Source organism: Halarcobacter anaerophilus, assembly GCF_006459125.1.
In the GTDB taxonomy this organism is placed as follows: domain Bacteria; phylum Campylobacterota; class Campylobacteria; order Campylobacterales; family Arcobacteraceae; genus Halarcobacter; species Halarcobacter anaerophilus.
In genome coordinates, this window is record NZ_CP041070.1 from 1697550 (window position 1) to 1721328 (window position 23779).

Below are 23779 nucleotides of genomic sequence, written 5' to 3' on the forward strand. Positions count from 1 at the left end.
TAACCTACTCTTCGCAACTTGGATTTTTTACATAAAAAGCACATTGCAAATTTTCATTTGTGTAGTCGTAATCAATTCTTATATCACAAGATAAATCCTCAAACAAAGCCCTGTTTTCTTGGCAGACAAGGACAACAGTTACACTGTTTTCATATTTTATTTGAATATCATAGTCTTTAAAATTTTCCATTAAGATTGGATAGTTTTTATTTAAAAAGACCTTTACTTCAGCTTGAGGTATTCCTCTTCTTTCTATTGCACTGTTTGCTCTTTTTGTTAAGTTTTTAAGGTCAGGTTTTAACTCAACTAACTCTTCGCTTCTTAAAGAACATCCTGTAAAACTGCCGATAATAAATACTAAAAACAAAGTTGAATATACTATTTTTCTCATTTTAAATCCTTATGCCCAATACTCTAATTTGTCGTTTTCATCTCTCCCCGTATCCAAATTCCAATTTGCAAAATATTCCAAATCCTCATTATCGTTAAATACTGCTTCATCTAACACTTTCCAAGTAGCTTGCACCTGTTTGACGGCTTTATGAAAAATATCATCATAATGCATAGTTTTACCTTCGGGAACTTGTAGGTTTTCTATAAACTCTTTTTTATTTACCTCTTCAAACTTTGGATAAATCGCTCCGTTATCCAATCCTATTATATGTCTTGACAAAGAGGGTAAGTTTTGAGTCTCTTCTATTGCAGAAACCAAAGTGTGAAATCTGCTATGCCAAGTGTCCAATTCCGGAAAATTTGACTCAAATTCCTGATTATCCAGCTCTTCTAACATCTTCTGCCATATTGATGATACTGTTTTATTTAATCTACTGGTATCTCCCTCATCACTGCACTCTTTTGCAAAAGATTCTAAATGCTCTGTTTCAGATATCTCTCCGTAACCCGTCTCTTTGTAGTAGATATAAACATCTTGATGCATCTCACAATTTCGGTGTGCCGTCTCATTTCCTTCGTATGGTCCGACTTTTAGTTCCACAACAGGATGAATAACCACATCAGTTACAATATGGGCACTAATACCGCAAAGCCAAGCAAAAGCTTTTCTTCTCTCTTCAATATCTTCAACAGCCTTTACCTCTTGAATACCTTTTAAAATAAAACTTTTTGTTTTCATAGCTAAGTGCATTAAATCTGCCCATTTTTTATGCTTGTTAGTTAATGCCAGATAAGGATAATCGGGACTAACAGAACCAAGCTCGGTAAAAGTCAGCCAATCTTCAAGTGCTAAAATAGCATCATTGCTAAACTTTAACTTCTCAAGTTCACTCTCCGTAGTCGCCCTATCTACGATAGTAATATGTGCATAAGCCCCAGCCATAATAAAACCCTTTTTTGATAATTAGAATTTTATATTATATAATTTATATATTTAGATATTATTAATTTAGAAGTTTGTTTTTTTAATAATTTATTACTGTTCTTTTTCTTCATCATTTGGGGTTACAAATTTATCTTTACTGTTTAAAGTCTTTTTTGTTTCACTATTTAGCTTTCTCTCCACTTTTTTTATATCTTCTTGAGAAGTAATATTTTCCGGAACTATCCCTCTTGAAAGTAAAGTATTTCTTACAGCTTTATTATTAGTAATATGTTCATTTGAAATTTCATTTTCTGTATTCATAATTTTATCTTTTGCATTATATATTGTAATCTCTGTAGCAAAGTCTTTTGCTTTTAAAAGTATTGTAGGCATAAAATCTGCTAAAGGTTTAGACTTTTCAATATTCCATTTATCTTTCATCTCTTGTGTTGTATGATTAAAAAGTGCTTTATCTCCTTTACTTCTAATAAATGCAAAGTTTTCATTTTTGCCAGTTTGTTCATATATCACTTGTGAAAGCTCTTTTTCTGTTTGCGATAACTTTTGTCTAGCTTGAACTCTTTCTTGCTCTAAAATTCTCTGTTCTATTAACTCTGCTTTTCTAGTTTGAACAGCAAAATATGTTTGTGCAAAAGCTATTTGCTCTTTTTTACTATCCCCATTTTGGGCAATAAGATAACAAGCATATCTAGTAAGCATAATATCATCTATTTCTTTTGTCGCACTAGAACCAATTTGAACCATTTTCCCGACGTCGGCAAAATGGTCTGAAACCTCTTGATTAGATACTTCACAAGCAGTTTTTGCTTTGAAAATAACATTTTTAAAATTATCCCATTTGGTATAACCTAGAAGTTGTTGTAAATCTCTTGCAAACCAAAAAGAGACATCATCTTCAGTTTTATTTGCAAATGATTCAAAGTTATTTGTAAGTGAATTTATAAGCTCTGTTTCCATAAAGTGCTCCAATTTATTTTTTGAATGATAACATTAAAAAATATTTTTATTTAAAAGTATTACACTTTGCAATATCAAATTTTATATATTTAAAAAATAGCGTTATCATTATCTCCTGCCCCTAATTTGCAGAGTATGGTACTTCTTTCCCATCAGGGAAAAGTTTGCAAGCTAAATCCCCTACTATATTTCCAGTTTCAAATATAGCTTGGACTTGCTCATCTGGTGGTGTTAATACACTTGGCTTGTATTTTTTAAGCCAAAGTGCTTTGGGACATTGGATACCTTTTGTGTAGAGGGATTTAGATAGGTTCATTATTCAAGTGTTCCATAATCTGAAAACTTAAAAGATTGTACATTCTCTTCACCAAATTTATTCAACATAAATTTATAGATTCTTTCATCATGTGTTGATATAAAAAACTGTTTATTTGTTTGATTTTGAATAGAACGAATAATATCCACTAAAGAGTGAATATTAATATCATCCATATTTTGAATAGGATCATCAAGAAAAATTGAATCTAAATTACTCCATTGTTGTTTTATTGCAAAAGTTAAAAATATACTTAATGCTAATACATTATTTTGAGCTGAACTAAAAATATAAGATGGACTATGTTTTTTACCACTTTCTCCTTGAACTTCAAACACAAGCCTATTGACACCGTCCTTTGTCTCTTTTATAGTTAAATCATTCATATAAATATTTGGATTAAGATAATGGTAAAATTTACTAATAGTATCTTTATAGTTTGCTAATAGGATTTGTGTTTCATTATCTATAGCTAGTTTAATAGAATCTTTCAAATTTGAATAATCATTATCTATTTGTAATAATTTTCTTTTTTTAGTATTTAAAAGTTCTAGTTGTAATATTAATTTATCTATTTGTTTTTTTTGCTCATTATTGTCTATTTCAAGTATAAGTTTATCAATCAATTCTTTGACTTTTTCAAATTCATCTAATTTCAAAATTACTTTTTTATACTCATCTTTTGTATCTCTATAAAAAATATTTATGTCCTCAAGAGATATCACTTTATACTTTTCTTTTAACGTATTATAGTCTTCTGTGTCTCTCTTTAGAGTTGAAAAATCATCATAAATACTTTTAATATTATTTTTATAATAATCTATACTCATACCCTCGTTAAAAAACTTTGAAGAAGTTATATCTTGTAAATAGTTTACTTTAAAGTTTTGATACTCTTGAATCTTGATATTCAATAATTGTAAATTTTCATTAACAATTTTATTAGATTCTATTAATTTATCATATTCTTTGCTTTGAAATAAAAGAGTTTTATATTGTTCTCGATATTTATTTTTAATATTTTCACATATTTCTAATAAAGTTTTTTCTTCATCATTTAGCCATACAGAGTTTGTTTCAATCAAGTTCTTTGTTGTTTTTATTGATTTATTGATTTCATTAAATTCTTCACTTTGATTTTTTTCAAGTTTAAAAGTTAATTTATCTATTGTATTATTTATGTCAAACTCATTTTCACATACAGGGCAATTTTTTAATTCTTTATTCTCTTTATCTTCTAAGAACTTCTTAGCCATATAATATAATTCTTTTTTTATAGATGAAATTCGTTGTAAATCCTCTTCTAACCTGTTTAAAGTATTTTTTTGTTCCCTTTGAATTTTTAATGAGTTAAAATATTGATTTACTCTTTCTAAATATTGATTTCCATAATCAGCCAGCGTTCTTATTTGATCTTCTGATTTTTCAAATTTATTAAAAAAAGAATGAGATTTAGCCATGGAATCAAGTTTTTCTAATTCTAAATTTACCTTCTTTATATCTTCTTGCTTGGTTATAAAAATATCAAAATTCTTAATATTATTTTCTATATTATCAACATACACTTTTTTGTCAAATTTATATATGAACTCTTTATATTCACGATATTGTTTTTCAACTAAATCTTTCTTTTGTAGCATAGGTTCTTTTATTGTAAAGTTTTGTTTTAATTTTTCTAAATCATTAAGCGTTTTTTCTAAAAAAAGTTTCTTTTGATTTTTATTTTTATACAGTTCTAAAAAACTACTTTTTACTTCTGATAAATTATTAATTTTAACTGTTTTATCAAAATTCTTTAGTTCTAAAAGTGATTGATTAAAATCTATATCTGAAGATACTAATTTTGCACTTTTAACTTTTATATCATTATCAATGACTGTAATGTTTTCTTGAATATCCTTTAATTCATCTTTTAAATATTGTTGTGAAGATTTAATATGTTCATCATATTCTTTAAAAGAGGATAATCCAAATAAATCAACAATCGTTCTATATCTATCTCCATCTTTTGTATGTCTAATAAAATCACTAATTAGTTCCTGAGACAATAAAATTGAATAGTTAAAACTTTTATCAAATTGTATATCTTTTTTAAACTTGTTCTTAACTAATATAGAATCAATCTTGTTTTCAACTTGTCCATTAATATTTAAGATACCTTCATCATAATCATTACTATCATGATCTTTAATAAATCTTTTTATCTTAGAACCGTCATCAAAAACTATTTTTATACCATCATTAATATTACTAGATGCAAAAGTATTTCTTAAGACTGAATACTCTTTTCTTTCTCTTCCTTCTGTTTTTTCGTAACGCTCAATCTTACCTGTTAATCCCCATTCAATACCATCAAAAAAAGATGTCTTACCAAAACCATTTCGTGCATAAAGTAATACAATTTTTTTATTGGTATCAATTTTAAAAGTTTCATTTTGGTATGCCCTAAAATTAGCAAATTGTATTTCTTTAATTTTCATCATTATACTCCTCAAGAAGCTTATCAATGTGATTCTTTATTTTCTCTGATTCTATTATGTTTTGTATATTTTCAGTTAGGGTAAAAGATTCAAGTACTTTAGATTTTTCACTATATTTAAATATCTTTTGCTTGACTGATTGATCATTTGAAATAGCAAGGATATCACCACTAAAATCAAATTTAGAGAATAATGGTACTTGTTTCTCTAAGTCTTTTTTTATACCATCGTTATTTTCTAAATCTTTAGTATAGACAATATATTTTTTACAACAAAACTTATTTGACTCAATATCATTAATCAATTTTTTATCAACTTTTTTATTTACTAAAAATATTATATACATATTCCACATAAGATTTTGTTCTAAATTATATGCTGATAAATTAGCTTGAATTTTACCTGCAACAAAATCTTGAACATCCTGCCACTGTTTTTTGAGATTATCAATATTCTCAAATTTTTTTATGATAATTAAATTTTTATTTTCATTAAATATTTTTAATTCTTCATAATTATCATCAATATTTATTAAAGTATCATTATTCAACATATTGCTTCCTATATAATTTTTTTTGCATTTTCATATTCTGAGATATTTGATATACATTCACCACATTTAAATTCAATTTTTTGTTCACTTTTCAGCTCCATAAAATCAAAATGGTGTCGTAGTGTGTTAGTAGAGTCACTATTTGTAAAATCTGTAACAATTCGATCAACTTGTTGAACTACATTACCTAATAGTCCATCTATACATTTATCACAGTTTATGCCTCCATTATTTTTTAAAGAGGTAAGGTAACAAATCCCATTATCAATTTGACAATTAGATTGTATTGAGATATATTCTGCTATTTTGCCTATGTGATATTCCAATGGTTTTATCACTCTTGGAGAATTAAAAAGCCATGCTTTATAATCCTTTATTCTAAGTTCCATATTCTTATTTGTTGGAAAAGCGAACGATTCTGAACTATAATATTTTGAAAGTATATTAAAAGATATAAACTTTACTAAAGATTGGTTCTTATCGTGTATGTTTTTTACGTGTGTCGCTGTTTCACAATCAATTTGTTTTAGAATATCAAGTAATAAATCTAAATTACACATGAAATATTCTTTAGTTACAACTAGACTTTTATTAAGCTTTGTTTTTATTGAAACATTAGAAATCTCTTTTATCTCAAATTCAATAGAAGTAATTGCATCTTCAAAACTATTTATCAATGATTCTTCGACTTTAAAAAGTTTAAAAATTGATTCTAGATCCTCATTACTTTGTAAATTTTCTATATTAACTAACAAATCACTAAAATCTTTGAGTTTAGAAGGTATATTTTTTACTCCAAGTTCTTTTTCTAATTCATCAATTTTACTTGGTTTATATTTATCTAATAAATAATAAATCTCTATATCAAAGGTTGTATACTTATAAAAATCTGATTTTTGAAATAGATATTTAAATGAAGTTTGATATTTATCTAAAAGAAATTTATTATCTGTACCTTTTTCTTCATAAAAATGACTAATTGTTTTAAAAAATTTTCGGTATGGAAGCTTTTTAAATTTTTTTATCGTATCAACAAATTTCTCTTTAGTTCTGTTGCTTGTGATTTGAATACATTTATTTTTATTTAAAGAAACTAAATCTATTGCAACAAAATTTTTTTCCTCTGAAAAGTTCGTATTTTCAAAATGTGAATCTTTGTATAGGATATTTAATATATCTCTAAAAAAATTTTCACCATATAACTTTAAATTATGATGATTAAGAGATGTTTCCAATTTAATTTTAGCTTGAAAAATTGCTATTTTTTCTTTTATTTGTTCAATATAGTCTTCTCTTGATAACACAATGATTTCTTCCCCTTATTTATTATCTAATATTATATTACTCGTCCCATCACCCTTAGGCTCTACCTTTATCGGCAATGGGATTCTTGTCTTTAGTGCTTCCGCATAAGAAATCACACCTACAACTCCACAACTCTTTCAAACATCTCTTTTATCTCCATCTCATGACTTATCAAAAATATCTGTCGATACTGTTCTTTTATGGTATGAAAGGCTTCTAGTATCTCCATACGTCTTGCTTCATCTTGGCTTCCAAATACTTCATCAAAAGCTAAAAATCCTATTTGAGAGCTTCCGCTTAGTTCATTTAGGGTTTTTGATATAGCTATACGCAAAACTAAGTTTGCCAAGTCTATTTCACCGCCACTAAATCTTTCTATCGGGTACTTTTTGCCCTCATCATAGATAAAAAAGTCAAAGTCGTTTGATACTTCTATGTGTTGGTATTTACCTTTGGTTATTTGGGCATACATACTTGAAGCTATGTCGGATATTCTTGGGGCTACTTTTGAGTTGAGTTTTGTTTTAAACTCGCTTAGGCTTATTTTGATTTTGTCGTAGTCTATTAGGTCGTCTTTTTTTGTCTGTACTTTTGCCAGCTGTTTATCGTCATTGTCCAAGCTTGCCTGTACGGTTTTTATCTCACCCTCTAGGGTTGCTATATCAACATTTAGTTTATTTAGTTGGGCTGTTTTTTCATCTTTTTTTATTATATGTTCGTCAAACTCTTTTTGTTTATTTTGGTGATTTTTCTCATTATAATCTATTTGTTTATAGTCTATCTCTTTTTTATCATAGTTTTCATTTAGCGAAACTACCTGTTTTACGGTGTTTTCTAGCTCTTGTTTCACATTGATATATCGTTTTAGCATAGTCTCAAGAGATTTTAGAGTTTCATATTTTGGCTGTAGTGTATTAAAGCTGTTTTCCAAAGCTTTATGTATGTTTTCATCATATTTATACTGCTCTAGTTTTGCCAGTTCATCATTGTTTATTTTGCCCTTTTGCTCTATGGTTTGAAGATGAATGCTTAACTCTTGCAAATCTTTTTGTTTGCTTAGCATTAGAGTGTTTTTATTTGACAGTTCTATTTGCTCTTTTTCTTGAGTTTGTATGCTGTTTTCCCACTCTTTTCTACTCTCTTCTACTATTTTTAATTCAAGTTTTAATTTTGTGATTTTTTCATCTTGAATGTGTTTTATGATACCGTTTAAAGAGTTTATTACATTGTCATACTCTTCTAAAAGAGGTCTGGTACAAGTAGGACAGCTAGACTCTCTGCCCAAAGCTTGGATATTTTCTATTTTTGCCGTCGTATCGTTTATAACTCTTTGTTCGGCAAAGAGTTTTGAGTTTACCTCTTTCTCTTTTGTCTGTATCTCTTGATAAGTGCTTTTGCTTTGATTTATATAAGTATTTATTTGCTTTAGTTTATTACTTAACTCTTCATAGCCCTCGCACTCTTTTTCAAGCTGTGCCAAATCTTTTTTTATCTTTTTATACTGTTCTCTTAGACTCTCCTGCTCTTTTAAAAGTCCCTCTTTTTTAAGGTGATACTCTTTTAGCTGTGTTTGTTCTTTTAGTTTTTGTTGTAGCTCTTCGTATTGTTGTTTGATGGGTTCTAAAGCTTTGTACTCTTTTTGTTTGTTATCCAAATCTTCAAGCTCTTTTGAGAGTTTTGATTGATTTTGTAAAGATGAGTTAATAGAGTTTTTAAGAAGTTCAAGTTCACCAAAGAGTTTTTGCTTTTGCTCTTTTGTTTTATTAAAAACTTCAAGCTCTTTTTTTATATCAATCTCTTTTAGTTTTATACTATCTAACTCTTTGCCTTGGATAACAGAGGCTTTATTTAGCTCTTTTTTCGCCTCAAGATTTTGTTTAATCTGCTCTTTTTTAAGCTCTTTTTCCTCTTTGCTTAGTAGCACTTCCGCAAAAGCTGAAATCTCTCTTTTTAGCTCTCTGCTTTTTTCTATCAATTCTTTTTCTATATAGTCGATTTTTTCCAAGCCCAAAAGCTTTCTTATCATTCTTTTTCTATCTTCAGGCTTGCTGTTGCTAAGACTTGTAAGCTCTTTTTGACTGGCAAAAAGTGTATGAAGAAACGCCTCTTTGTTCATCTTGGTTAGTTTTATAATAGAAGCTGTTACCTCTTTGGCTCCGCTTGTTATTAGTTCACCGTTTTTATAGAGTTTTGCATTTGCAGTTAAGGCTTTGCCTCTAAACTCCCTTACGACTCTATACTCAATGCTATCAAACTCAAAAAGAAGTTCAACTACTACGACATCTTTTGTTGAGGCATTGGCATTTCGCACAATCTCTTTATAACCTCTATCTTTAAACTCTCCGTAAAGGGCAAAAAGTATTGCTTCGAAAATAGTTGATTTTCCGCTACCGTTTTTCCCTATTATTCCTACTAATCCCTCTTCAAAATCTATCTCAAACTTGACATATCTTTTAAAGTTTTCCAAGCAAAGCTTACAAAGTATCATCGTAAGCCTCCTCATATTTTGAAAATAGTTCTTGGATTTTTGGTTTTAAGCGGTCGTATTCTTTGTCTTCACTCTGCTCTTTTATATGCTCTAAAAAATACTCTTCCAAAGACAAAGCTTGAATATCATCCAAAGTTGCACTCTCGTTTGAGTCTTTTTTAAACTCTCTTTTAACCGTCACACTCATGGCGTCGGCAAAGAGTTTTTTTATATCGCTGTTTTGTATATCTATTGACTGCATAGTAGTTAGATTTTGAAGTTTTACTTCTACTATGGCATCTTTTGTATCGCTTAAATCAAGAGTTTCAATACTCTTTTCATACTCTTGACAATCCACCGTTTTAGTAATAATCGGTCGTATTTTTATCTCTTTATATTCAACTTTTACTTTATCATCCAACTCTACAAGAGCATATCCCTTTGAGTTTCTTTTGTCATTTAGACTTGTGCGTTCTGTTGAACCGCTGTAGAAGACGTTTTCATATTTTCCTACATTTCCAAAACCGTGCCAATGCCCCAGTGCCACATAATCCATCTTTTCAAAAAGATACTCTTTTGAACTTGGATATACCCACTCTCCAAACTCCTGCATCAAATACCAAGCCCCTACACTACAGTGCATCATCATAATATTTTTTTTAGTGCTGTTTATATTATCTTCACATAGATTTATCTGCTCTTGGGCTTTGGTTTCATCATTCATGTGAGGAAGCGTATGAAAGATGATATTGTCAAACTCTACTTTTTTGTACTCTTGTTCATAAGATACATATACATTTTCAAAATCTTCAAAAATCTTTAAAATTGGACTGCTTAGGTTTGTTCTTGGTGTTGAGTGATTACCTGCAATCATAATAATAGGAATATTTAAAGCATTTAGCCTTTTAAACTCTTTTAGAGCAAAGGTTATGGCTCTGTTGCTTGGAGAGCTTCTATGAAACAAATCTCCCGTATGTATTACAAAATCAGGTTTTAGTTTTTCTATATCCTCTACAACTTGTGAGAAAGCATCGTAGAAGTCTGCTTCTCTTTGGTTTATATTCTCTTCATTTACAATATCTAAATCATTGTAACCCAAATGCGTATCACTAAAATGTATTATTTTCAATTTTATCTCTTAATCTCTTATTTGATAACTATTATATAATTTGTATTATTAATTATTATTATAAAAGAAGCCCAAATTTCGATATTTAGGTCTTTGCGTCACTTTTTTGTGACGAAATAAATAAAATTTTATTAGATATAAAATATTTTCTTATTTTATATAAAGTTTCTCTTTCATCTTTTTTATATAAACAATTTAGTATTATAAATCTCTTTTTTATCATGTATTAATAATTATTATTGAAAGGATTAAATATTGAAAAAAACTAATAAACATATTAAAAAATTTTCAAACTATGCTTTGGTAGGTGGACTTGGTGCTTTTTTAATCACAGGCTTGGCAGGGTGTGAAGATAAAAGTTCAAATAACCAAAATCAAGGTCAAAACGGAGCTGTTTCTCAAGCAACACAAAAACAAAATGCTTTTGTAATCGTTGAACAAACTGCCCAAGGTCAGTATAAAATTGCAGAAGAGTTTCCGGCAAATAAAACAACTATTGTTTTAAGAAGTCCTGACGGAACTGAAAGAATTTTATCACAAGAAGAGATTGATAAACTTGTAAAAGATGAAGCTGCTAAAATCGATGCAGGAACTTCAGGTCTTACAAATCCACAAATGAGTGAGGGAATGGGACTTGGTGGAGTTTTATTATCTTCTATTGCAGGAGCAATGCTGGGTTCTTGGATCGGTAATAAACTATTTAACAATCAAAACTATCAAAACCAAAGAAAAGCTCAATATAAATCACCGCAAACATACAGCAGATCTCAAAGCTCTTTTTCAAAAGCTAAAACAGCTACAAGCAGCAGCACTAAAAAAAGCGGTTTCTTCGGAAGTAAATCGGGAACTTCAAAATCAGGCTCTTTCTTTGGAAGCGGCTCTAGAACATTTGGTGGATGATTAAATGAAACTACAAAAAATAAAAGCTCTTACAAATGAATATTTAGAGTCTATAGGTTTTGTCTGGCATACGGATGAAGATAATAGTTCATATGTAGCAAACGAGATTATTCAAATTAGTGAAGATGAAGCAAATGCCTATTACGAAGCTGCAAATGAGCTTTATGATATGTTTTGTGAAGCAGGAGATTATGTAATTGAAAATGACCTTTTCCATGAAATAAATATCCCTTTTAATCTAGTCGAAGTTATAAAAGAGTCTTGGGAAAACGACGTTCATTGGCATCTTTACTCAAGATTTGATTTGGCAGGCGGAATTGACGGAAAACCTATAAAACTTATTGAGTTTAATGCAGATACTCCAACCTCTTTATTTGAAACTGGAATTATTCAATGGGCTATGTTAAAAGCAAACAATATGGAAGATGCAAGTCAATTTAACAATCTATATGAAGCTTTAAAAGACAACTTCAAAAGAATTATTACTTTAGATACGGAAGTTGACAAGTTTGAAGAGTATTACTCAAAACTAAACTGGAAAATACTCTTTTCTTCAATTTCAAGTTCAAGTGAAGATATAAATACCACAAAACTTCTACAACATATTGCAACAGAAGCTGGATTTAATACGGATTTTGAGTATATTGAAAATGTACAGTTTAGTGATGAAGGTATTTTTAAAGGTGATGAAAATTTTGAATTTTGGTTTAAACTAATTCCTTGGGAAGATATTGCAATCGATGAAAGCGAATTGGCTTTGCTTTTAACTGAAATAGTAAAAAACAAAAAAGCGATTATCTTCAATCCTGCATATACTTTGATGTTCCAATCAAAAGGATTTATGAAAATACTTTGGGATTTATATCCAAATCATCCCCTACTTTTAGAGACTTCATTCTCTCCTTTAGAGGGTAAAAAGCAAGTTGAAAAAAGATGTTTCGGAAGAGAAGGAGCAAATACTAAAATCATAAATCCTGACGGCTCTATTGATGTTGAAACAAAAGGTGAATATGAAGGGCATAAAGCTGTTTATCAAGAGTATGTAGAACTTCCAAAAGATGAAAAAGGAAACTCATATCAAGCAGGTGTTTTTTACGCTTATGAAGGGTGCGGTTTAGGATTTAGAAGAGGCGGAAAAATTTTAAACAATATGTCGAAATTTGTAGGGCATATTATAAAGTAACTAAAAGTTTTTACTTTTAGTTACTAAAACTTTCATAACTTTTTATATATTCATCCATCAAATCAAATTTTAAATTGTGTTCAAACTCCAGTTTTAAATCCATTAGAATAATATCTTTTAAATCAAATTTTTGAAGTTTTACGAAATCTTTTGAAGTAGTTACTATCGTGTAATCTTTATATTTCTCTTTTATAGTTTCCAACTCTTCTTTAGTAAAATCATGATGATCTTCAAAAGCTTCCATTTTGGTTCCTTTAGGTAAAAACTCCAAAACTCTTTTGGGTTTTGAAATGGCTGTCAAAAAAAGCAGTTTCAAAGGCAATACGTTTATTATCTCATCATCTTTTACAAAAGTAACAACCCGTCTGAAATCAACTCCCTCTTTTAGCTCCAAATCAGCAAAAGAGTAAGCCATCTTAGGTTCTCTGTAACCGCCGCTTGGCAGACAAAAAATATTCGTAGGCTCTATTTTGGGACGAATTAAAATATCAAATTTTTTTATATCGTATTTTGAAAAACCGTCATCCAAAAAAACTATTTTGCAGCCTAATTCTTTTGCTTTTAAAATAGCTTTTTTTCTATCTTCACTTACTATAACAGTGGCATTTGGCAAAGCTTTGGATAAAAGCATTGCTTCATCACCGCTTGTTTTTACGTCTTCTAAAATTTTTCCCTTTTGAGAGATTACAAAAAGCCCTTTTGACTCTCTTGCGTATCCTCTTAAAATAACCGCTACATTTTCGTATTTTCTTGCAAGTTCTATAGTAAGCGGTGTTTTCCCGCTTCCTCCTACAATAATATTTCCAACGGATATCACGGGTATTCCAAAGTCAATCTGTTTTGCACTTGCTCTTTTTAAAGCAATTACAAGCATATATACAAAAGTCAGCGGTAATAAAATAAAAGAGATAACTCTTTGAAAGAAGTTAGGGTAGAAGAGATAATCTTCAACCCATAAAAAGATTTTTTGCTTCAAATGTTAAACCCATTCAGAAGCTATTTCTATAATTTGGTCACAAATGTAATTTGCTTCTTCATCTGTAAGTCCCGGATACATAGGTATTGATAAAATTTGTTGATATGATGTTAAGGCAGAACTAAACTCCGTAATTTTGATAGAGTATTTATTTTTATAGTATGATAAAAGATGTAAAGGAATATAGTTAAGCCCCGTTGCTATTCCTTTCTCTTTTAAAGCTCTTGCAAAAGCATCTCTGTTTCTTGAGATTTTGATAATAAACTGTGTAAAGATATGTTCATCTTTATGAGAAGGTATTGTTACGTGTTTAATACCCGATAATCTATCTTTATAAATTTTTGCAATCTCTTTTCTTCTTTTTATAAACTTGTTTGTTTTTTTAAGCTGTGCAAGTGAAAAAGCCGCATCAAGTTCCGAAATATCATATTTATGTCCGATATCAACAACGTCATAAATATAATCCAAGTTCCCAAAATCATCGTATGTAGTAGTAATTGCATGAGTTCTAAGAAGTTTTGCACGATCTGCAATCTCTTCGTTGTTTGTTACTATAATACCTGATCTACTAACTGAATACTTACCGTTTGAAGGGTTTGTAGAGAAAATAGTCATATCAGCTCTTAAGCTTCCTACGGTCTCATCATTATATGTAACTCCAAGTGCACAAGTAGCATCTTCAATAAGAATAATCCCGTATTTTTCCGCAATATCGTAAATTCTGTCTAAATCAGGTGTTTGCCCTGCTACAAAAGTTATGATTGCACCTCTTAATTTTTTTGTTTTATTTTCAGCCAAAGCCTTTTCAAACTTATTTACGTCAATATTCATATCATCTGTATTTATATCAATAAAAATAGGCTCCGCATCAAAGTGTCTTACAACTTCGGGAACATTTACAAAAGAGTTAACAGACATTAGAATTTTATCACCTCTTTTAAGCTTAATAGCACTTAAAGCAAGATGAATAGCAGATGTTGCATTGCAAGTGGCAACTGCATATTTTGCACCGACAAAATTTGCCATATTTTCTTCAAATTCTATTACTTTGTTTTCATCTTTATTAAGCTCCAATACAGACTTAATCTGACTTAACTCTTCTTCTCCAATTGATGATTGATAAAAAGGTATCTCTTTCATATGTTAACTCCATCTATTGTAAATCTATCTAATTTTGTTTTTTCTAACTCGTTTTTTAAAAATTGTTGTAACTGTTTTTTTATATTTTCCCAATTAATCATGCTTTTATCCTTTATTTTGGGCTAAACCTTATAATTATATTTTAATCTTCCTTTGTTTTTTCATAAATTTCATCTAAAAATAACGAAGTAGTTTCTTTTATTTTGCTTTTTCTTAATAAAAGCCTCTCTTTTATAGCAATTAGCTCATCTAACTGAAAATATTCTAAATAGTTTGGATTAATTTCAACAGCGTCTTCACCGTTTACTGAAATCAGCTCTTTTATCTCTTCTATTAGCTCTTCTTTTTCCATCTATTTCTCAAACTTTTTTACAATCTGTTCTAAATATAATTCCATTTTTTCTACACCTATATCTTTCTCTTTGCTTTGGCAACATTTACAACATGTTCCCGCATCCGTCGATTCTCCGATTTTTTCAATAGAATCGGCATTTTTCTCTTTTATAGAGTAAATTATTTCTCCTAATGTCACATTTCTGCACTTACACACTACATAAGAGTGGGGAAATTTTCTCGCCATCTATTTTATATACCTTTGCTTTTTTTAATAAGTTCATAAGCCTCATTTATCTCTTGAAGTTTTTTAGTAGCTTGTTCAATAATATCTTCAGAAGCTCCCTGCCCCGCAACAATATCCGGATGATGCTGTTTTACCAATTTTCTATAATTTTTCTTTAAAGTATTACTGTCATCAGTCGGATTTGATTCTAAGATTTCATAAGCTTTTTCCAAAGATAAAGCTTGATTTGCTTTTTGTTCTCTGTAAAAATTTTCAAATTTATTTACAAGATTTTCAAAATCGGCTTTTTTGATTTGTAATGCAGTTGCTATATCTTCCGCAATCATAAATTCAGTCTGAGAAAACTCTTGATCAATATATGCCAAGTTTAGAAGATATTCCAATATTTTAACACGTTTTGCATAGTCATGTTTTGTTATTTTATACAGCTTTTCACAGATAAGAATAGTATTGTCAAAACTCTCTTTCTCTTTTTTATAAATCTCTTTTAACTTTTCTCTAATCTCTTCACTATTTTCAAAATGTTGTGAAATATCTGTAAAAGTGTGTTTTAACATCTGAGCTTCAAGCTCACTAACTTGCCCGTCAGCTTTTGCAACTTTTGCCATAAGTGCAATTAAAAGACCAGCTTCATGGTTCATTAAATCCCCGTCAAACTTCTCTTTTATATCAAGCTTGATATTTTCAAACTTTTCTGTTTTGTAGCCTCTTGCAATAAAATAAAGTATAACCCCGATAATAAGTAAAACTATAAGTTTCATCATAATCCTTTAAAAATAATGGCAAGATTTTAACAAAGTTTTAATAAGTCCGAGTTTACAAAACCTTATACTAATGATTATCTTTAAATACCTTCCAAGCAGAGATAAGCAAGATAACACCTAAAATAATAGAAATATATTCAGAATTTACAAAACTTAACAACATAGATCCTACTGCTGCTCCAACTAAAGAGCCGACAATCATAAATGTAAAAAATTTCTTTTCAATCATAATCTCTTGAAACTGTTCACTTTTTGAATATCTAAAAAAAGCCATAAGCATGGTCGGCAGACTGATACAAAGAGAAATACTACCTGCAAGTTTGGGATCAAGTCCAAATAGCAAAATTAGAGTGGGAAGTATAAACTCGCCACCTGCTACACCTAAAACAGCAGCAATAATTCCAATTAAAATACCTGAAATAATACCCGATAGAAACAGTATAATTTTATTTTCAAACAGAGGTTTACTTGAAGTTAAATAATCATGCCCTAAAAGCATTGAAAAAGCTAAAACTATTAAAAGTATAAATATTATCTTATTTAAAATTTCTTGTTTTATTTTCAAGGCATAATTTGCACCGACGTACGCTCCGAACAAACTTCCTAAAAGAATATTGATTATAATAAAAAAGTGAGGAACTATTTCATCAAAACTTATTGTATAACTTCTGAAAAAAAGAGAGAAAACAACAACAGCTAAAGAAACAATTTTATTTATAATAATTGCATTTAAAGTAGCAAATTTAAAAAAACCGACTAAAATAGGAAGCCTGAATTCTGCACCGCCTAAACCTATTAATCCTCCTAAAGAAGCAACTAAACCACCACTTAGAAATGAATAAAAATTTTTATTCTTCAAAATATAAACCTTTAAAATATAATTTTCTTATTTTAAAGTTTATCAAAGATGCATTTCTTATTCCTCTAAAATATAGAAAAATTTAAAAACACAATTTTCCAAGCTAACTGATTTTTTAACAAAAATTAGGTAGAATCACTACTTTTAAAACAAACTTGGAGATGTATATGTTTGGAATGGGTTTTATGGAAATACTTTTAATTGCGATTGTGGCAATTATTGCGTTGGGTCCTGAAAAACTACCTACTGCTATGGTAGAAATTGCAAAGTTTTTAAAGAAGTTTAAATCAGGTATTGAAGATGCAAAATCTACATTGGATAATGAACTCAATGTCTCGGAAATGAAAGAAGAGGCAGCTAAATACAAAGCTCAAATTGAAGAAGCAAAATCTACTTTAAACTTAAAAGAAAATCTTGATTTGGGATTAAATGATATTATAAACGAAGATATGAAGAAGCCTGAAAAAGCTGATGATAATAAAGAAAAAGTATCATTAAAAGAACCGAAAAAAAAGAAAAACAAAGAGAAGGCTTTGGAAAAAGAGAATGAAGATTTAGAAAAAACTGAGGAAATGAAATAATGTTTGAAGAGTTAAAACCGCACATTGCAGATCTTAGAAAAAGACTTATTAATTCTGCTATTTGTTTAATTATTGCATTTTTTGCTTGTTTTACATTTTATGAACCGATTCTAACTTGGATGATGGTACCTGTTGAGGCTGTTCTTCCTCCAAATTCTCATATGGTTGCAGTTGAGATTCAAGAAACATTTTTCACGGCATTAAAAGTTGCTTTTTTCTCGGGATTTATAGTTTCGCTTCCCGTTATATTTTGGCAAATGTGGCTGTTTTTGGCTCCGGGACTTTATGAACATGAAAAGAAACTCGTGATTCCTTTTGTATTTTTTGCTACATTGATGTTTTTATCGGGTGCAGCTTTTGCTTATTGGGTAGTTGTTCCTTTCGGATTTGAATTTCTAATCAATTTTGGTTCTGCTGTTGTAACCGTGTTGCCTAGTATCGGTAAATATGTTGGATTTTTCACTAAACTTTTATTTGGTTTCGGTGTTGCTTTTGAACTTCCCGTTATAACATTTTTCTTGGCAAAAATAGGTCTTGTAGATGATAGAATGTTAAAAGACTTTTTTAAATATGCAGTTGTTTTAATTTTTATTTTTGCTGCACTTTTAACTCCGCCTGATGTTTTAACACAATTTTTAATGGCAGGTCCTCTTATTTTACTATATCTTGTATCTATTTATATAGCAAAAATTTTCAATCCTGCAACAGTTGAAGAAGAAGAGGAGGAGTAGCAGGAAAATGCAGCTTGACCCTCTTAAGACTTCTAGCTATGATTATACTCTTCCAAAAGAGCTCATAGCTACCCATCCGGTATATCCCGCAGATAGTGCAAAACTTTTGGTTTACGACAGGAAAAAAGATAAAATCATCCATACAACCTTTAAAGATCTTTATGATTTTATTCCAAAAGATGCCTCAATATTTTTAAATGATACAAAAGTTATAAAAGCCAGAATTTACGGAAATAAAGATTCAGGCGGTAAAGTCGAACTTTTATTTAACAAACCTCTTTTTATGGATAGATATTTAGTAATGATTAGAGGGAAAGTAAGAGTCGGCACAAAAATCTTTTTTGAAAATAATCTAAATGCCGAAGTTTTGGAAGTAAATGAAGACGGAAGCAGAGTCGTAAACTTTTTTAAAGATGACGAAAAACTTGACTTTTTATCATTAGTTGAAATTTTAAACAAAATAGGACATCTTCCTCTTCCTCCTTATATGAACAGAGAAGATGAAGAGAAAGACAATCAAGATTATCAAACACTTTTTGCAAAAAATTACGGTGCAGTTGCGGCTCCTACGGCATCTTTACACTTTACAGAAGAGTTACTTGAAAAAATAAATAAGAACTTTCCCGTAAACTATTTAACTTTGCATGTGGGAGCAGGTACTTTTAAACCTGTTGATGTAGAAGAGATATTATCTCATCCTATGCACAGCGAATACTTTGAAATAGATGCAAAAGCAAAAAAGGCTTTAGATGAAGCCAAAAAAGTTTTAGCAGTAGGAACAACCGTAACAAGAACGGTGGAATATTATGCAAGAACAAACAAAATACAAGGTGAGTGCGATCTTTTTTTAAATCCGCTGAATAAACCAATCAAAGTAGATTATCTGCTTACGAATTTTCATTTGCCAAAATCGACTCTTATTATGCTTATTGCTTCATTTATAGGACTTGAAAAGACTTTAGAAGTTTATAATGAAGCTATTAAACAAAAATATAGATTCTTCTCTTACGGCGATGGAATGTTAATTTTATAAAAGGAAAACTATGCCATATTATGTACTATTTGACACAGAAACAACAGGAAATCAAGATGATGACAAAGTGATTCAATTTGGAGCTATGATTGTATCTCAAAACGGAGAAGTTGAAGCTTACGACGAACTTTGTTCTACAGATGTGGAAATAAAACTTGAAGCCATGGAAGTGCATAATATCACACCTGATTTACTTATAGGAAAACCAAAAGCGACAGAGACTTCATTTTATAAAAGATTAGAAGAGTTAAATTCAAATGAAAACTATCTTATTGCCCATAATATAAATTTTGATATGTCAATGATAGAAAAAGAGGGATTTGTAAACTCTTATCAAATAATCGATACCTTAAGATGCGCAAAACATCTTTTTCCTCAAATGCCCTACCATAGACTTCAATATTTAAGATATGCTTTAGAGCTTTATAAAAAAGAGCAAAAAGAGGCGGAAAAATACAATATCACTATAAAAGCCCATGATGCTATAGGGGACGTACTTGTTATGAAACTCTTTTTATCAAAACTTGTAACTAAATGCAGAGAAATTTATCCTGATTATAATCCAATGGAAAAACTTGTGGATTTGACAAAAACTCCTGTTTTAATTAAAACATTTAGATTTGGAAAATACAAAAACAAAGAGATTGCCGAAGTTGCAAAAGAAGATCCCTCGTATTTAAACTGGATGAGAACAAATATGGATTTAGACGAAGATTTAAAATATACTTTAGATAAAGTTCTGGCTTAGAGTTAATAGTTACATAAAAATCTCATCTAAATTTCACTATAATTTTGCAATAAATTTATTTTAAAGGTTAATAGTGAATAAATTTTCACGTATAGGATTTATTTTTGCAGCTGCCGGTTCAGCTGTAGGATTAGGTAATATTTGGAAATTCCCATATATTACGGGAGAGTATGGCGGTGGTGCATTTGTACTTGTTTATCTGCTTTGTATTGTTTTTATAGGTCTTGTTGTTTTTATCGCAGAGTCTTATTTAGGACAGGCTTCTGAAGCAAATGTATCTTCAACTTTTATAAAAATGTCAAAAACAAAAAATCCAAACTGGAAATATGCAGGATTTATGGTTTTTGCAGGTCTTTTTATTTTAGCTTTCTATTCTGTTGTTTTAGGTTGGATTTTAAATTATATTATTGTCTCTTTCGGAAATCTTCCTAACAGCGCACAAGCAGCAGGAAATAGTTTTAATACTTTAATTTCCGAAAAAATCGGTTTACAAATCTTATTGCACTCAATTGTGGCACTTATTACGATTTTTATTGTTTTAAAAGGCGTAAAAGACGGTATTGAAAAAATAAACCTTATTCTTATGCCTCTTTTGGGAGTTATTATGTTTGGACTTTTAGCATATGCTTTAACCTTGGATAGTTTTTCAAAATCAATAGAGTTTATGTTTAGAGCTGACTGGAGCAAAATTGATGAAAATGCCCTTTTAGCAGCTTTAGGTCAGGCATTTTTTACTCTTTCACTTGGAATAGGTACAATAATGACCTACTCTGCTTCTCTTCCACAAAAGAATAATTTCGTAAAATCTTCACTTTACGTGGCAATTGTTGATACAACCATAGCTATAGTTGCAGGATTGATTATCTTCTCTTTTCTTTTTGCAGCAGGAGCAAAAAGTTCCGCTGGACCCGGACTTGTTTTTATCTCTTTACCTGTAATTTTTGAGCAGTGGGGAACTTTGGGGAATATTATTGCAGTTGCTTTTTTCTCTGCACTTTTATTTGCAGGAATCACTTCTGCTGTTTCTATGATAGAACCTGTTTTAATGCTCTTTATCGAAAGATTTAACATGACAAGAAAAAAAGCTGTAGCAATCTGCGGTTCAATTTTTTATATTTTTGGTATTATCGCTCTTTTATCTATGTCAAGTTCATATAAAGAATCTTTGACTTTCTTCGGTAAAAATGCCTTTGATTGGATGGATTTCTTAACTTCTTCAATCTCAATGCCTATTGCTGCAATTATAACTTGTATATTTTTGGGATTTTTTGTTGATAAAGAAAAGATTAAAAACAAGTTTACTCAACATGTACCTGTAGCGATTTTTAATATTTGGTATGTTTTAGTTAAATATATCGTTCCTCTTGCAGTTACAATACTGCTTTTAAATAAATTAGGAATTATAAAATAGGAAGAAGTAGGTTATCCTACTTTCTTCTAAAACTTCTATTGACATCTCTTTTTGTTGTTTTTTTAGATTTTGCAGGCTCTTTTTTTACGGGAGTTTTTCTACTTTTTTTCTCACTTAATTTCTTCTTAGTTTGAACTTTTTGTCTTGGTTGTCTATCTCTTAAAGGAAAACTTTCATGAACTTCTCTTTTTACATTAAGTTTTAAGTCTCTTTCTATTTTTGTAAAACGATTATAATCTTCTGTCGTAAGAATAGTAATTACTTCGCCTCTATTCCCTGCTCTTCCCGTTCTTCCTACCCTATGGGTAAAATCATCGGTTGATTCAGGCAAAGTATAGTTTATTACCAAAGGCAATTTTTCTATATCAAGCCCTCTTGCGGCTATATCTGTTGCGATTAAAACTTGAATTTTTTTATTTCTAAAATCTTTTATAGCCTGTACTCTTTGTTTATACTCAATTTCACCGTGAATTGCAGCAGCTTTTACTCCGTGAGTATTAAAGTGTTCAATCGCTGCATCAGCTGCATCTTTTTTATTTACAAAAAGAAGTATTTGCTTATAATTTGAATCTTTAATAAGTTTTGTTACAAGCTCTTTTTTCTTCTTTTTATCTATTTTGTATGCTTTGTGATTTATTAAATCAACTCTATCTCTTCTATCATGTACTTGAACAGATACAGGCTCTTGTAAAAACTCTTTTGCAAGTTTTTTAATATTTTGTGAAATAGTTGCAGAACACATGATAATCTGTCTTTTAGGCGAACATAAAGAAAAAATCTCTTCTATCTCTTCTAAAAAGCCCATTTCAAGCATAGTATCTGCCTCATCTAAAACAATAAAATTAACAGAAGAGAGATCTAAAATTTCATCTTTTGACAAATCTAAAAGCCTTCCGGCAGTTGCCACTACAATATCAATTCCACTTCCTATTACTTTAGTCTGTTTTGTTCTACTTGTTCCTCCCATAACTTTCGTATGTTTTACTTTTAAAAACTCTCCAAAATCTGCCAAAGTTTTAGATACTTGTTCTACCAATTCTCTAGTAGGAACGATTATCAAACCTCTTAAAACTCTGTTTTCGTAGTTTAAATTAGAGTTTATTTTATTTAACATCGGTAATACATAAGAGGCTGTTTTTCCTGTACCTGATTTTGATGCAGCTATTACGTCAATTCCTTTGTTTAAAAGAGGAATAACCTTTTTTTGGATCTTTGTAGGAGTCTCATACCCTTGTTTTGTAATTGCTTTTATTAAAGCTTCATTTAGATTTAATTCACTAAATTTATTTATAATTTATCCTTTAAAATATACTAGACACAATTTCATCATCTAAATAACTGTCGATTCTTGCTACAAGTCTTTCAAATGAAACATTACCTTTTTTATTGAAAAGAACAATCTCTTCTCCAAAATCATTTTTAATAAAATGTTCTTCTTTAACAACTTTTTTATAAAGCTCTTTTATCTCTTTGGCAGAATCCAGATCATTATACAAAAACCAGTTTGCAGTCGTATCCTCAACTCTAATTAAACCATAAGTTTTTTCTTCATCCACATAATCTTGAATCGTACCGTTTTCAAAAACAGCACCGACAACCAAATCATCTTCATTTAAAATCATTTCCATATACAATTTACCTTCAAGCTTTAATAAGATGGAAATAATAGCAAGATTTTGATTAAACCTAAAGATTCACAAATTAAAAAGAAATATTAAATAATTTATATTTATATTTTGTAAAGTTTTTAAATGATACTATTTTTCAAAGGATTTTTTATGAATATATTACTAAATGACAATTTACCTTTAAATTCAGATTTAAACTCAAAAACACAAAACTCTTCCCCCAAATCAGATGAAAAATCTTTTGAAACTATATTAGAAGAGACGCAAGAAGAAAAAAAAGATATAAAAACACAAAGAGAAGAGAGAAAAAAGTTAATAGAAGAACTTCTAAAACAAGTGAGAATTTCGGTTAATACAGGATTAACACCCCAAGAGCTTGAAGAGATAAATAAATTAATGGAAAAAATTCAAGAAGCTATAGAAAAATCTTCAAAGGATGCAAACTACAAAAGTGTAGTAGAAGATCTATTATCTCAACTTAAAGATTTGCTAAACAATTTTTCGGAAAGACTTACGGGGAAATATTTAGAAGGAACAGATAATAACAATAAAGGAAACAGCTTAAAAGAAATCAACCAAACCTTTGAAAAACTAACACAAGATGATAGTAGTTCAAAAGAGAATTATATTAAATATTTTTCTAGTAATAATAACTCAAAAATAGAGCTAGAAGAGGAATTGAAAAAGTTTCAGTAAATG

Annotated in this window: 25 protein-coding genes; 8 read left to right on the forward strand and 17 right to left on the reverse strand. The window is 29.5% G+C overall.

The annotated features are described in order from the left end of the window. Positions 1–4: 4 nt before the first annotated feature. From AANAER_RS08360 to AANAER_RS08400, 9 genes are all read right to left on the reverse strand, one after another. Entirely contained in the window at positions 5–391 is a 387-nt protein-coding gene (locus AANAER_RS08360) for a hypothetical protein (RefSeq protein WP_129080850.1), read from the reverse strand. Positions 392–400: 9 nt separating this feature from the next. Then, entirely contained in the window at positions 401–1336 is a 936-nt protein-coding gene (locus AANAER_RS08365) for a zinc dependent phospholipase C family protein (RefSeq protein ID WP_129080851.1), read from the reverse strand. A gap of 93 nt (positions 1337–1429) precedes the next feature. Continuing rightward, a complete protein-coding gene (gene dinD, locus AANAER_RS08370) occupies positions 1430–2296 on the reverse strand; it encodes a DNA damage-inducible protein D (protein WP_129080852.1) in 867 nt (288 codons plus the stop codon). Positions 2297–2417: 121 nt separating this feature from the next. Next, complete coding sequence (locus AANAER_RS08375) at positions 2418–2612, reverse strand: hypothetical protein (RefSeq protein ID WP_129080853.1); 195 nt, start codon at positions 2610–2612, stop codon at positions 2418–2420. Further along, positions 2612–5095: an AAA family ATPase gene (locus AANAER_RS08380; RefSeq protein ID WP_129080854.1), complete on the reverse strand. Its 2484-nt coding sequence runs from the start codon at positions 5093–5095 to the stop codon at positions 2612–2614. Before AANAER_RS08380 ends, AANAER_RS08375 begins: the two co-directional genes overlap by 1 nt. Beyond that, positions 5082–5645, reverse strand: coding sequence for an ABC-three component system middle component 1 (locus AANAER_RS08385; protein WP_129080855.1), 564 nt, complete (start codon positions 5643–5645; stop codon positions 5082–5084). The genes AANAER_RS08380 and AANAER_RS08385 overlap by 14 nt, the downstream gene beginning before the upstream one ends. Before the next feature lie 8 nt (positions 5646–5653). Then, positions 5654–6949 carry an SMEK domain-containing protein gene (locus AANAER_RS08390; protein ID WP_129080856.1) on the reverse strand — a complete coding sequence of 432 codons (1296 nt, stop codon included), beginning with the start codon at positions 6947–6949 and terminating at the stop codon, positions 5654–5656. Between the two features lie 119 nt (positions 6950–7068). Next, the gene (locus AANAER_RS08395; RefSeq protein ID WP_129080857.1) at positions 7069–9438 is read right to left on the reverse strand and encodes an AAA family ATPase; all 2370 of its coding nucleotides are present in this window, start codon (positions 9436–9438) and stop codon (positions 7069–7071) included. Then, positions 9425–10546, reverse strand: a complete 1122-nt coding sequence (locus AANAER_RS08400; RefSeq protein WP_129080858.1) for a DNA repair exonuclease — start codon at positions 10544–10546, stop codon at positions 9425–9427. The genes AANAER_RS08395 and AANAER_RS08400 overlap by 14 nt, the downstream gene beginning before the upstream one ends. A 255-nt stretch (positions 10547–10801) precedes the next feature. Between AANAER_RS08400 and AANAER_RS08405 the strand changes: the two genes are divergently transcribed. Continuing rightward, the gene (locus tag AANAER_RS08405) at positions 10802–11446 is read left to right on the forward strand and encodes a UPF0323 family lipoprotein (RefSeq protein WP_129080859.1); all 645 of its coding nucleotides are present in this window, start codon (positions 10802–10804) and stop codon (positions 11444–11446) included. Positions 11447–11450: 4 nt separating this feature from the next. Beyond that, positions 11451–12629, forward strand: coding sequence for a glutathionylspermidine synthase family protein (locus AANAER_RS08410; protein WP_129080860.1), 1179 nt, complete (start codon positions 11451–11453; stop codon positions 12627–12629). A gap of 16 nt (positions 12630–12645) precedes the next feature. On the opposite strand, the gene AANAER_RS08415 is transcribed toward AANAER_RS08410, so the two are convergent. The 6 genes from AANAER_RS08415 to AANAER_RS08440 all read right to left on the reverse strand — a co-directional run bounded on the left by AANAER_RS08415 (position 12646) and on the right by AANAER_RS08440 (position 16948). Continuing rightward, positions 12646–13605, reverse strand: coding sequence for a tetraacyldisaccharide 4'-kinase (locus tag AANAER_RS08415; RefSeq protein ID WP_129080861.1), 960 nt, complete (start codon positions 13603–13605; stop codon positions 12646–12648). Between the two features lie 3 nt (positions 13606–13608). After that, positions 13609–14745, reverse strand: a complete 1137-nt coding sequence (locus AANAER_RS08420; RefSeq protein WP_129080862.1) for a DegT/DnrJ/EryC1/StrS family aminotransferase — start codon at positions 14743–14745, stop codon at positions 13609–13611. A gap of 142 nt (positions 14746–14887) precedes the next feature. Beyond that, positions 14888–15097, reverse strand: coding sequence for a hypothetical protein (locus AANAER_RS08425; RefSeq protein WP_129080863.1), 210 nt, complete (start codon positions 15095–15097; stop codon positions 14888–14890). Continuing rightward, entirely contained in the window at positions 15098–15325 is a 228-nt protein-coding gene (locus AANAER_RS08430) for a (2Fe-2S)-binding protein (RefSeq protein ID WP_044418555.1), read from the reverse strand. A gap of 5 nt (positions 15326–15330) precedes the next feature. Continuing rightward, a complete protein-coding gene (locus AANAER_RS08435) occupies positions 15331–16086 on the reverse strand; it encodes a TerB family tellurite resistance protein (protein WP_129080864.1) in 756 nt (251 codons plus the stop codon). A gap of 70 nt (positions 16087–16156) precedes the next feature. Further along, on the reverse strand, positions 16157–16948 hold the full coding sequence (locus tag AANAER_RS08440) for a sulfite exporter TauE/SafE family protein (protein ID WP_228711105.1): 792 nt from the start codon (positions 16946–16948) through the stop codon (positions 16157–16159). 161 nt (positions 16949–17109) lie between these two features. Between AANAER_RS08440 and tatB the strand changes: the two genes are divergently transcribed. From tatB to AANAER_RS08465, 5 genes are all read left to right on the forward strand, one after another. Continuing rightward, positions 17110–17529: a Sec-independent protein translocase protein TatB gene (tatB, locus tag AANAER_RS08445; RefSeq protein WP_228714773.1), complete on the forward strand. Its 420-nt coding sequence runs from the start codon at positions 17110–17112 to the stop codon at positions 17527–17529. Continuing rightward, complete coding sequence (gene tatC, locus AANAER_RS08450) at positions 17529–18260, forward strand: twin-arginine translocase subunit TatC (RefSeq protein WP_129080867.1); 732 nt, start codon at positions 17529–17531, stop codon at positions 18258–18260. The genes tatB and tatC overlap by 1 nt, the downstream gene beginning before the upstream one ends. 7 nt (positions 18261–18267) lie before the next feature. Then, positions 18268–19293 (forward strand): tRNA preQ1(34) S-adenosylmethionine ribosyltransferase-isomerase QueA, encoded by a 1026-nt coding sequence (queA, locus tag AANAER_RS08455; protein WP_129080868.1) that lies wholly within the window; start codon positions 18268–18270, stop codon positions 19291–19293. A 10-nt stretch (positions 19294–19303) separates the two neighbouring features. After that, positions 19304–20041: a 3'-5' exonuclease gene (locus AANAER_RS08460; protein WP_129080869.1), complete on the forward strand. Its 738-nt coding sequence runs from the start codon at positions 19304–19306 to the stop codon at positions 20039–20041. Between the two features lie 73 nt (positions 20042–20114). Then, on the forward strand, positions 20115–21452 hold the full coding sequence (locus tag AANAER_RS08465; protein ID WP_129080870.1) for a sodium-dependent transporter: 1338 nt from the start codon (positions 20115–20117) through the stop codon (positions 21450–21452). Positions 21453–21468: 16 nt separating this feature from the next. On the opposite strand, the gene AANAER_RS08470 is transcribed toward AANAER_RS08465, so the two are convergent. Next, a complete protein-coding gene (locus AANAER_RS08470; RefSeq protein WP_325050986.1) occupies positions 21469–22746 on the reverse strand; it encodes a DEAD/DEAH box helicase in 1278 nt (425 codons plus the stop codon). 7 nt (positions 22747–22753) lie between these two features. Next, positions 22754–23080 carry a hypothetical protein gene (locus AANAER_RS08475; RefSeq protein ID WP_129080872.1) on the reverse strand — a complete coding sequence of 109 codons (327 nt, stop codon included), beginning with the start codon at positions 23078–23080 and terminating at the stop codon, positions 22754–22756. Between the two features lie 150 nt (positions 23081–23230). On the opposite strand from AANAER_RS08475, the gene AANAER_RS08480 reads away from it, so the two are divergent. Continuing rightward, the gene (locus AANAER_RS08480; protein WP_129080873.1) at positions 23231–23776 is read left to right on the forward strand and encodes a hypothetical protein; all 546 of its coding nucleotides are present in this window, start codon (positions 23231–23233) and stop codon (positions 23774–23776) included. Positions 23777–23779: the final 3 nt, after the last annotated feature.

Excerpts from the sequence above, each read along its gene's own strand:
- AANAER_RS08360 (WP_129080850.1), bottom strand. The coding sequence starts at position 391 with ATGAGAAAAATAGTATATTCAACTTTGTTTTTAGTATTTATTATCGGC.
- AANAER_RS08365 (WP_129080851.1), bottom strand. The coding sequence starts at position 1,336 with ATGGCTGGGGCTTATGCACATATTACTATCGTAGATAGGGCGACTACG.
- dinD (WP_129080852.1), bottom strand. The coding sequence starts at position 2,296 with ATGGAAACAGAGCTTATAAATTCACTTACAAATAACTTTGAATCATTT.
- AANAER_RS08375 (WP_129080853.1), bottom strand. The coding sequence starts at position 2,612 with ATGAACCTATCTAAATCCCTCTACACAAAAGGTATCCAATGTCCCAAA.
- AANAER_RS08380 (WP_129080854.1), bottom strand. The coding sequence starts at position 5,095 with ATGATGAAAATTAAAGAAATACAATTTGCTAATTTTAGGGCATACCAA.
- AANAER_RS08385 (WP_129080855.1), bottom strand. The coding sequence starts at position 5,645 with ATGTTGAATAATGATACTTTAATAAATATTGATGATAATTATGAAGAA.
- AANAER_RS08395 (WP_129080857.1), bottom strand. The coding sequence starts at position 9,438 with ATGATACTTTGTAAGCTTTGCTTGGAAAACTTTAAAAGATATGTCAAG.
- AANAER_RS08410 (WP_129080860.1), top strand. The coding sequence starts at position 11,451 with ATGAAACTACAAAAAATAAAAGCTCTTACAAATGAATATTTAGAGTCT.
- AANAER_RS08420 (WP_129080862.1), bottom strand. The coding sequence starts at position 14,745 with ATGAAAGAGATACCTTTTTATCAATCATCAATTGGAGAAGAAGAGTTA.
- AANAER_RS08425 (WP_129080863.1), bottom strand. The coding sequence starts at position 15,097 with ATGGAAAAAGAAGAGCTAATAGAAGAGATAAAAGAGCTGATTTCAGTA.
- AANAER_RS08430 (WP_044418555.1), bottom strand. The coding sequence starts at position 15,325 with ATGGCGAGAAAATTTCCCCACTCTTATGTAGTGTGTAAGTGCAGAAAT.
- AANAER_RS08435 (WP_129080864.1), bottom strand. The coding sequence starts at position 16,086 with ATGAAACTTATAGTTTTACTTATTATCGGGGTTATACTTTATTTTATT.
- tatB (WP_228714773.1), top strand. The coding sequence starts at position 17,110 with ATGTATATGTTTGGAATGGGTTTTATGGAAATACTTTTAATTGCGATT.
- tatC (WP_129080867.1), top strand. The coding sequence starts at position 17,529 with ATGTTTGAAGAGTTAAAACCGCACATTGCAGATCTTAGAAAAAGACTT.
- queA (WP_129080868.1), top strand. The coding sequence starts at position 18,268 with ATGCAGCTTGACCCTCTTAAGACTTCTAGCTATGATTATACTCTTCCA.
- AANAER_RS08460 (WP_129080869.1), top strand. The coding sequence starts at position 19,304 with ATGCCATATTATGTACTATTTGACACAGAAACAACAGGAAATCAAGAT.
- AANAER_RS08475 (WP_129080872.1), bottom strand. The coding sequence starts at position 23,080 with ATGGAAATGATTTTAAATGAAGATGATTTGGTTGTCGGTGCTGTTTTT.
- AANAER_RS08480 (WP_129080873.1), top strand. The coding sequence starts at position 23,231 with ATGAATATATTACTAAATGACAATTTACCTTTAAATTCAGATTTAAAC.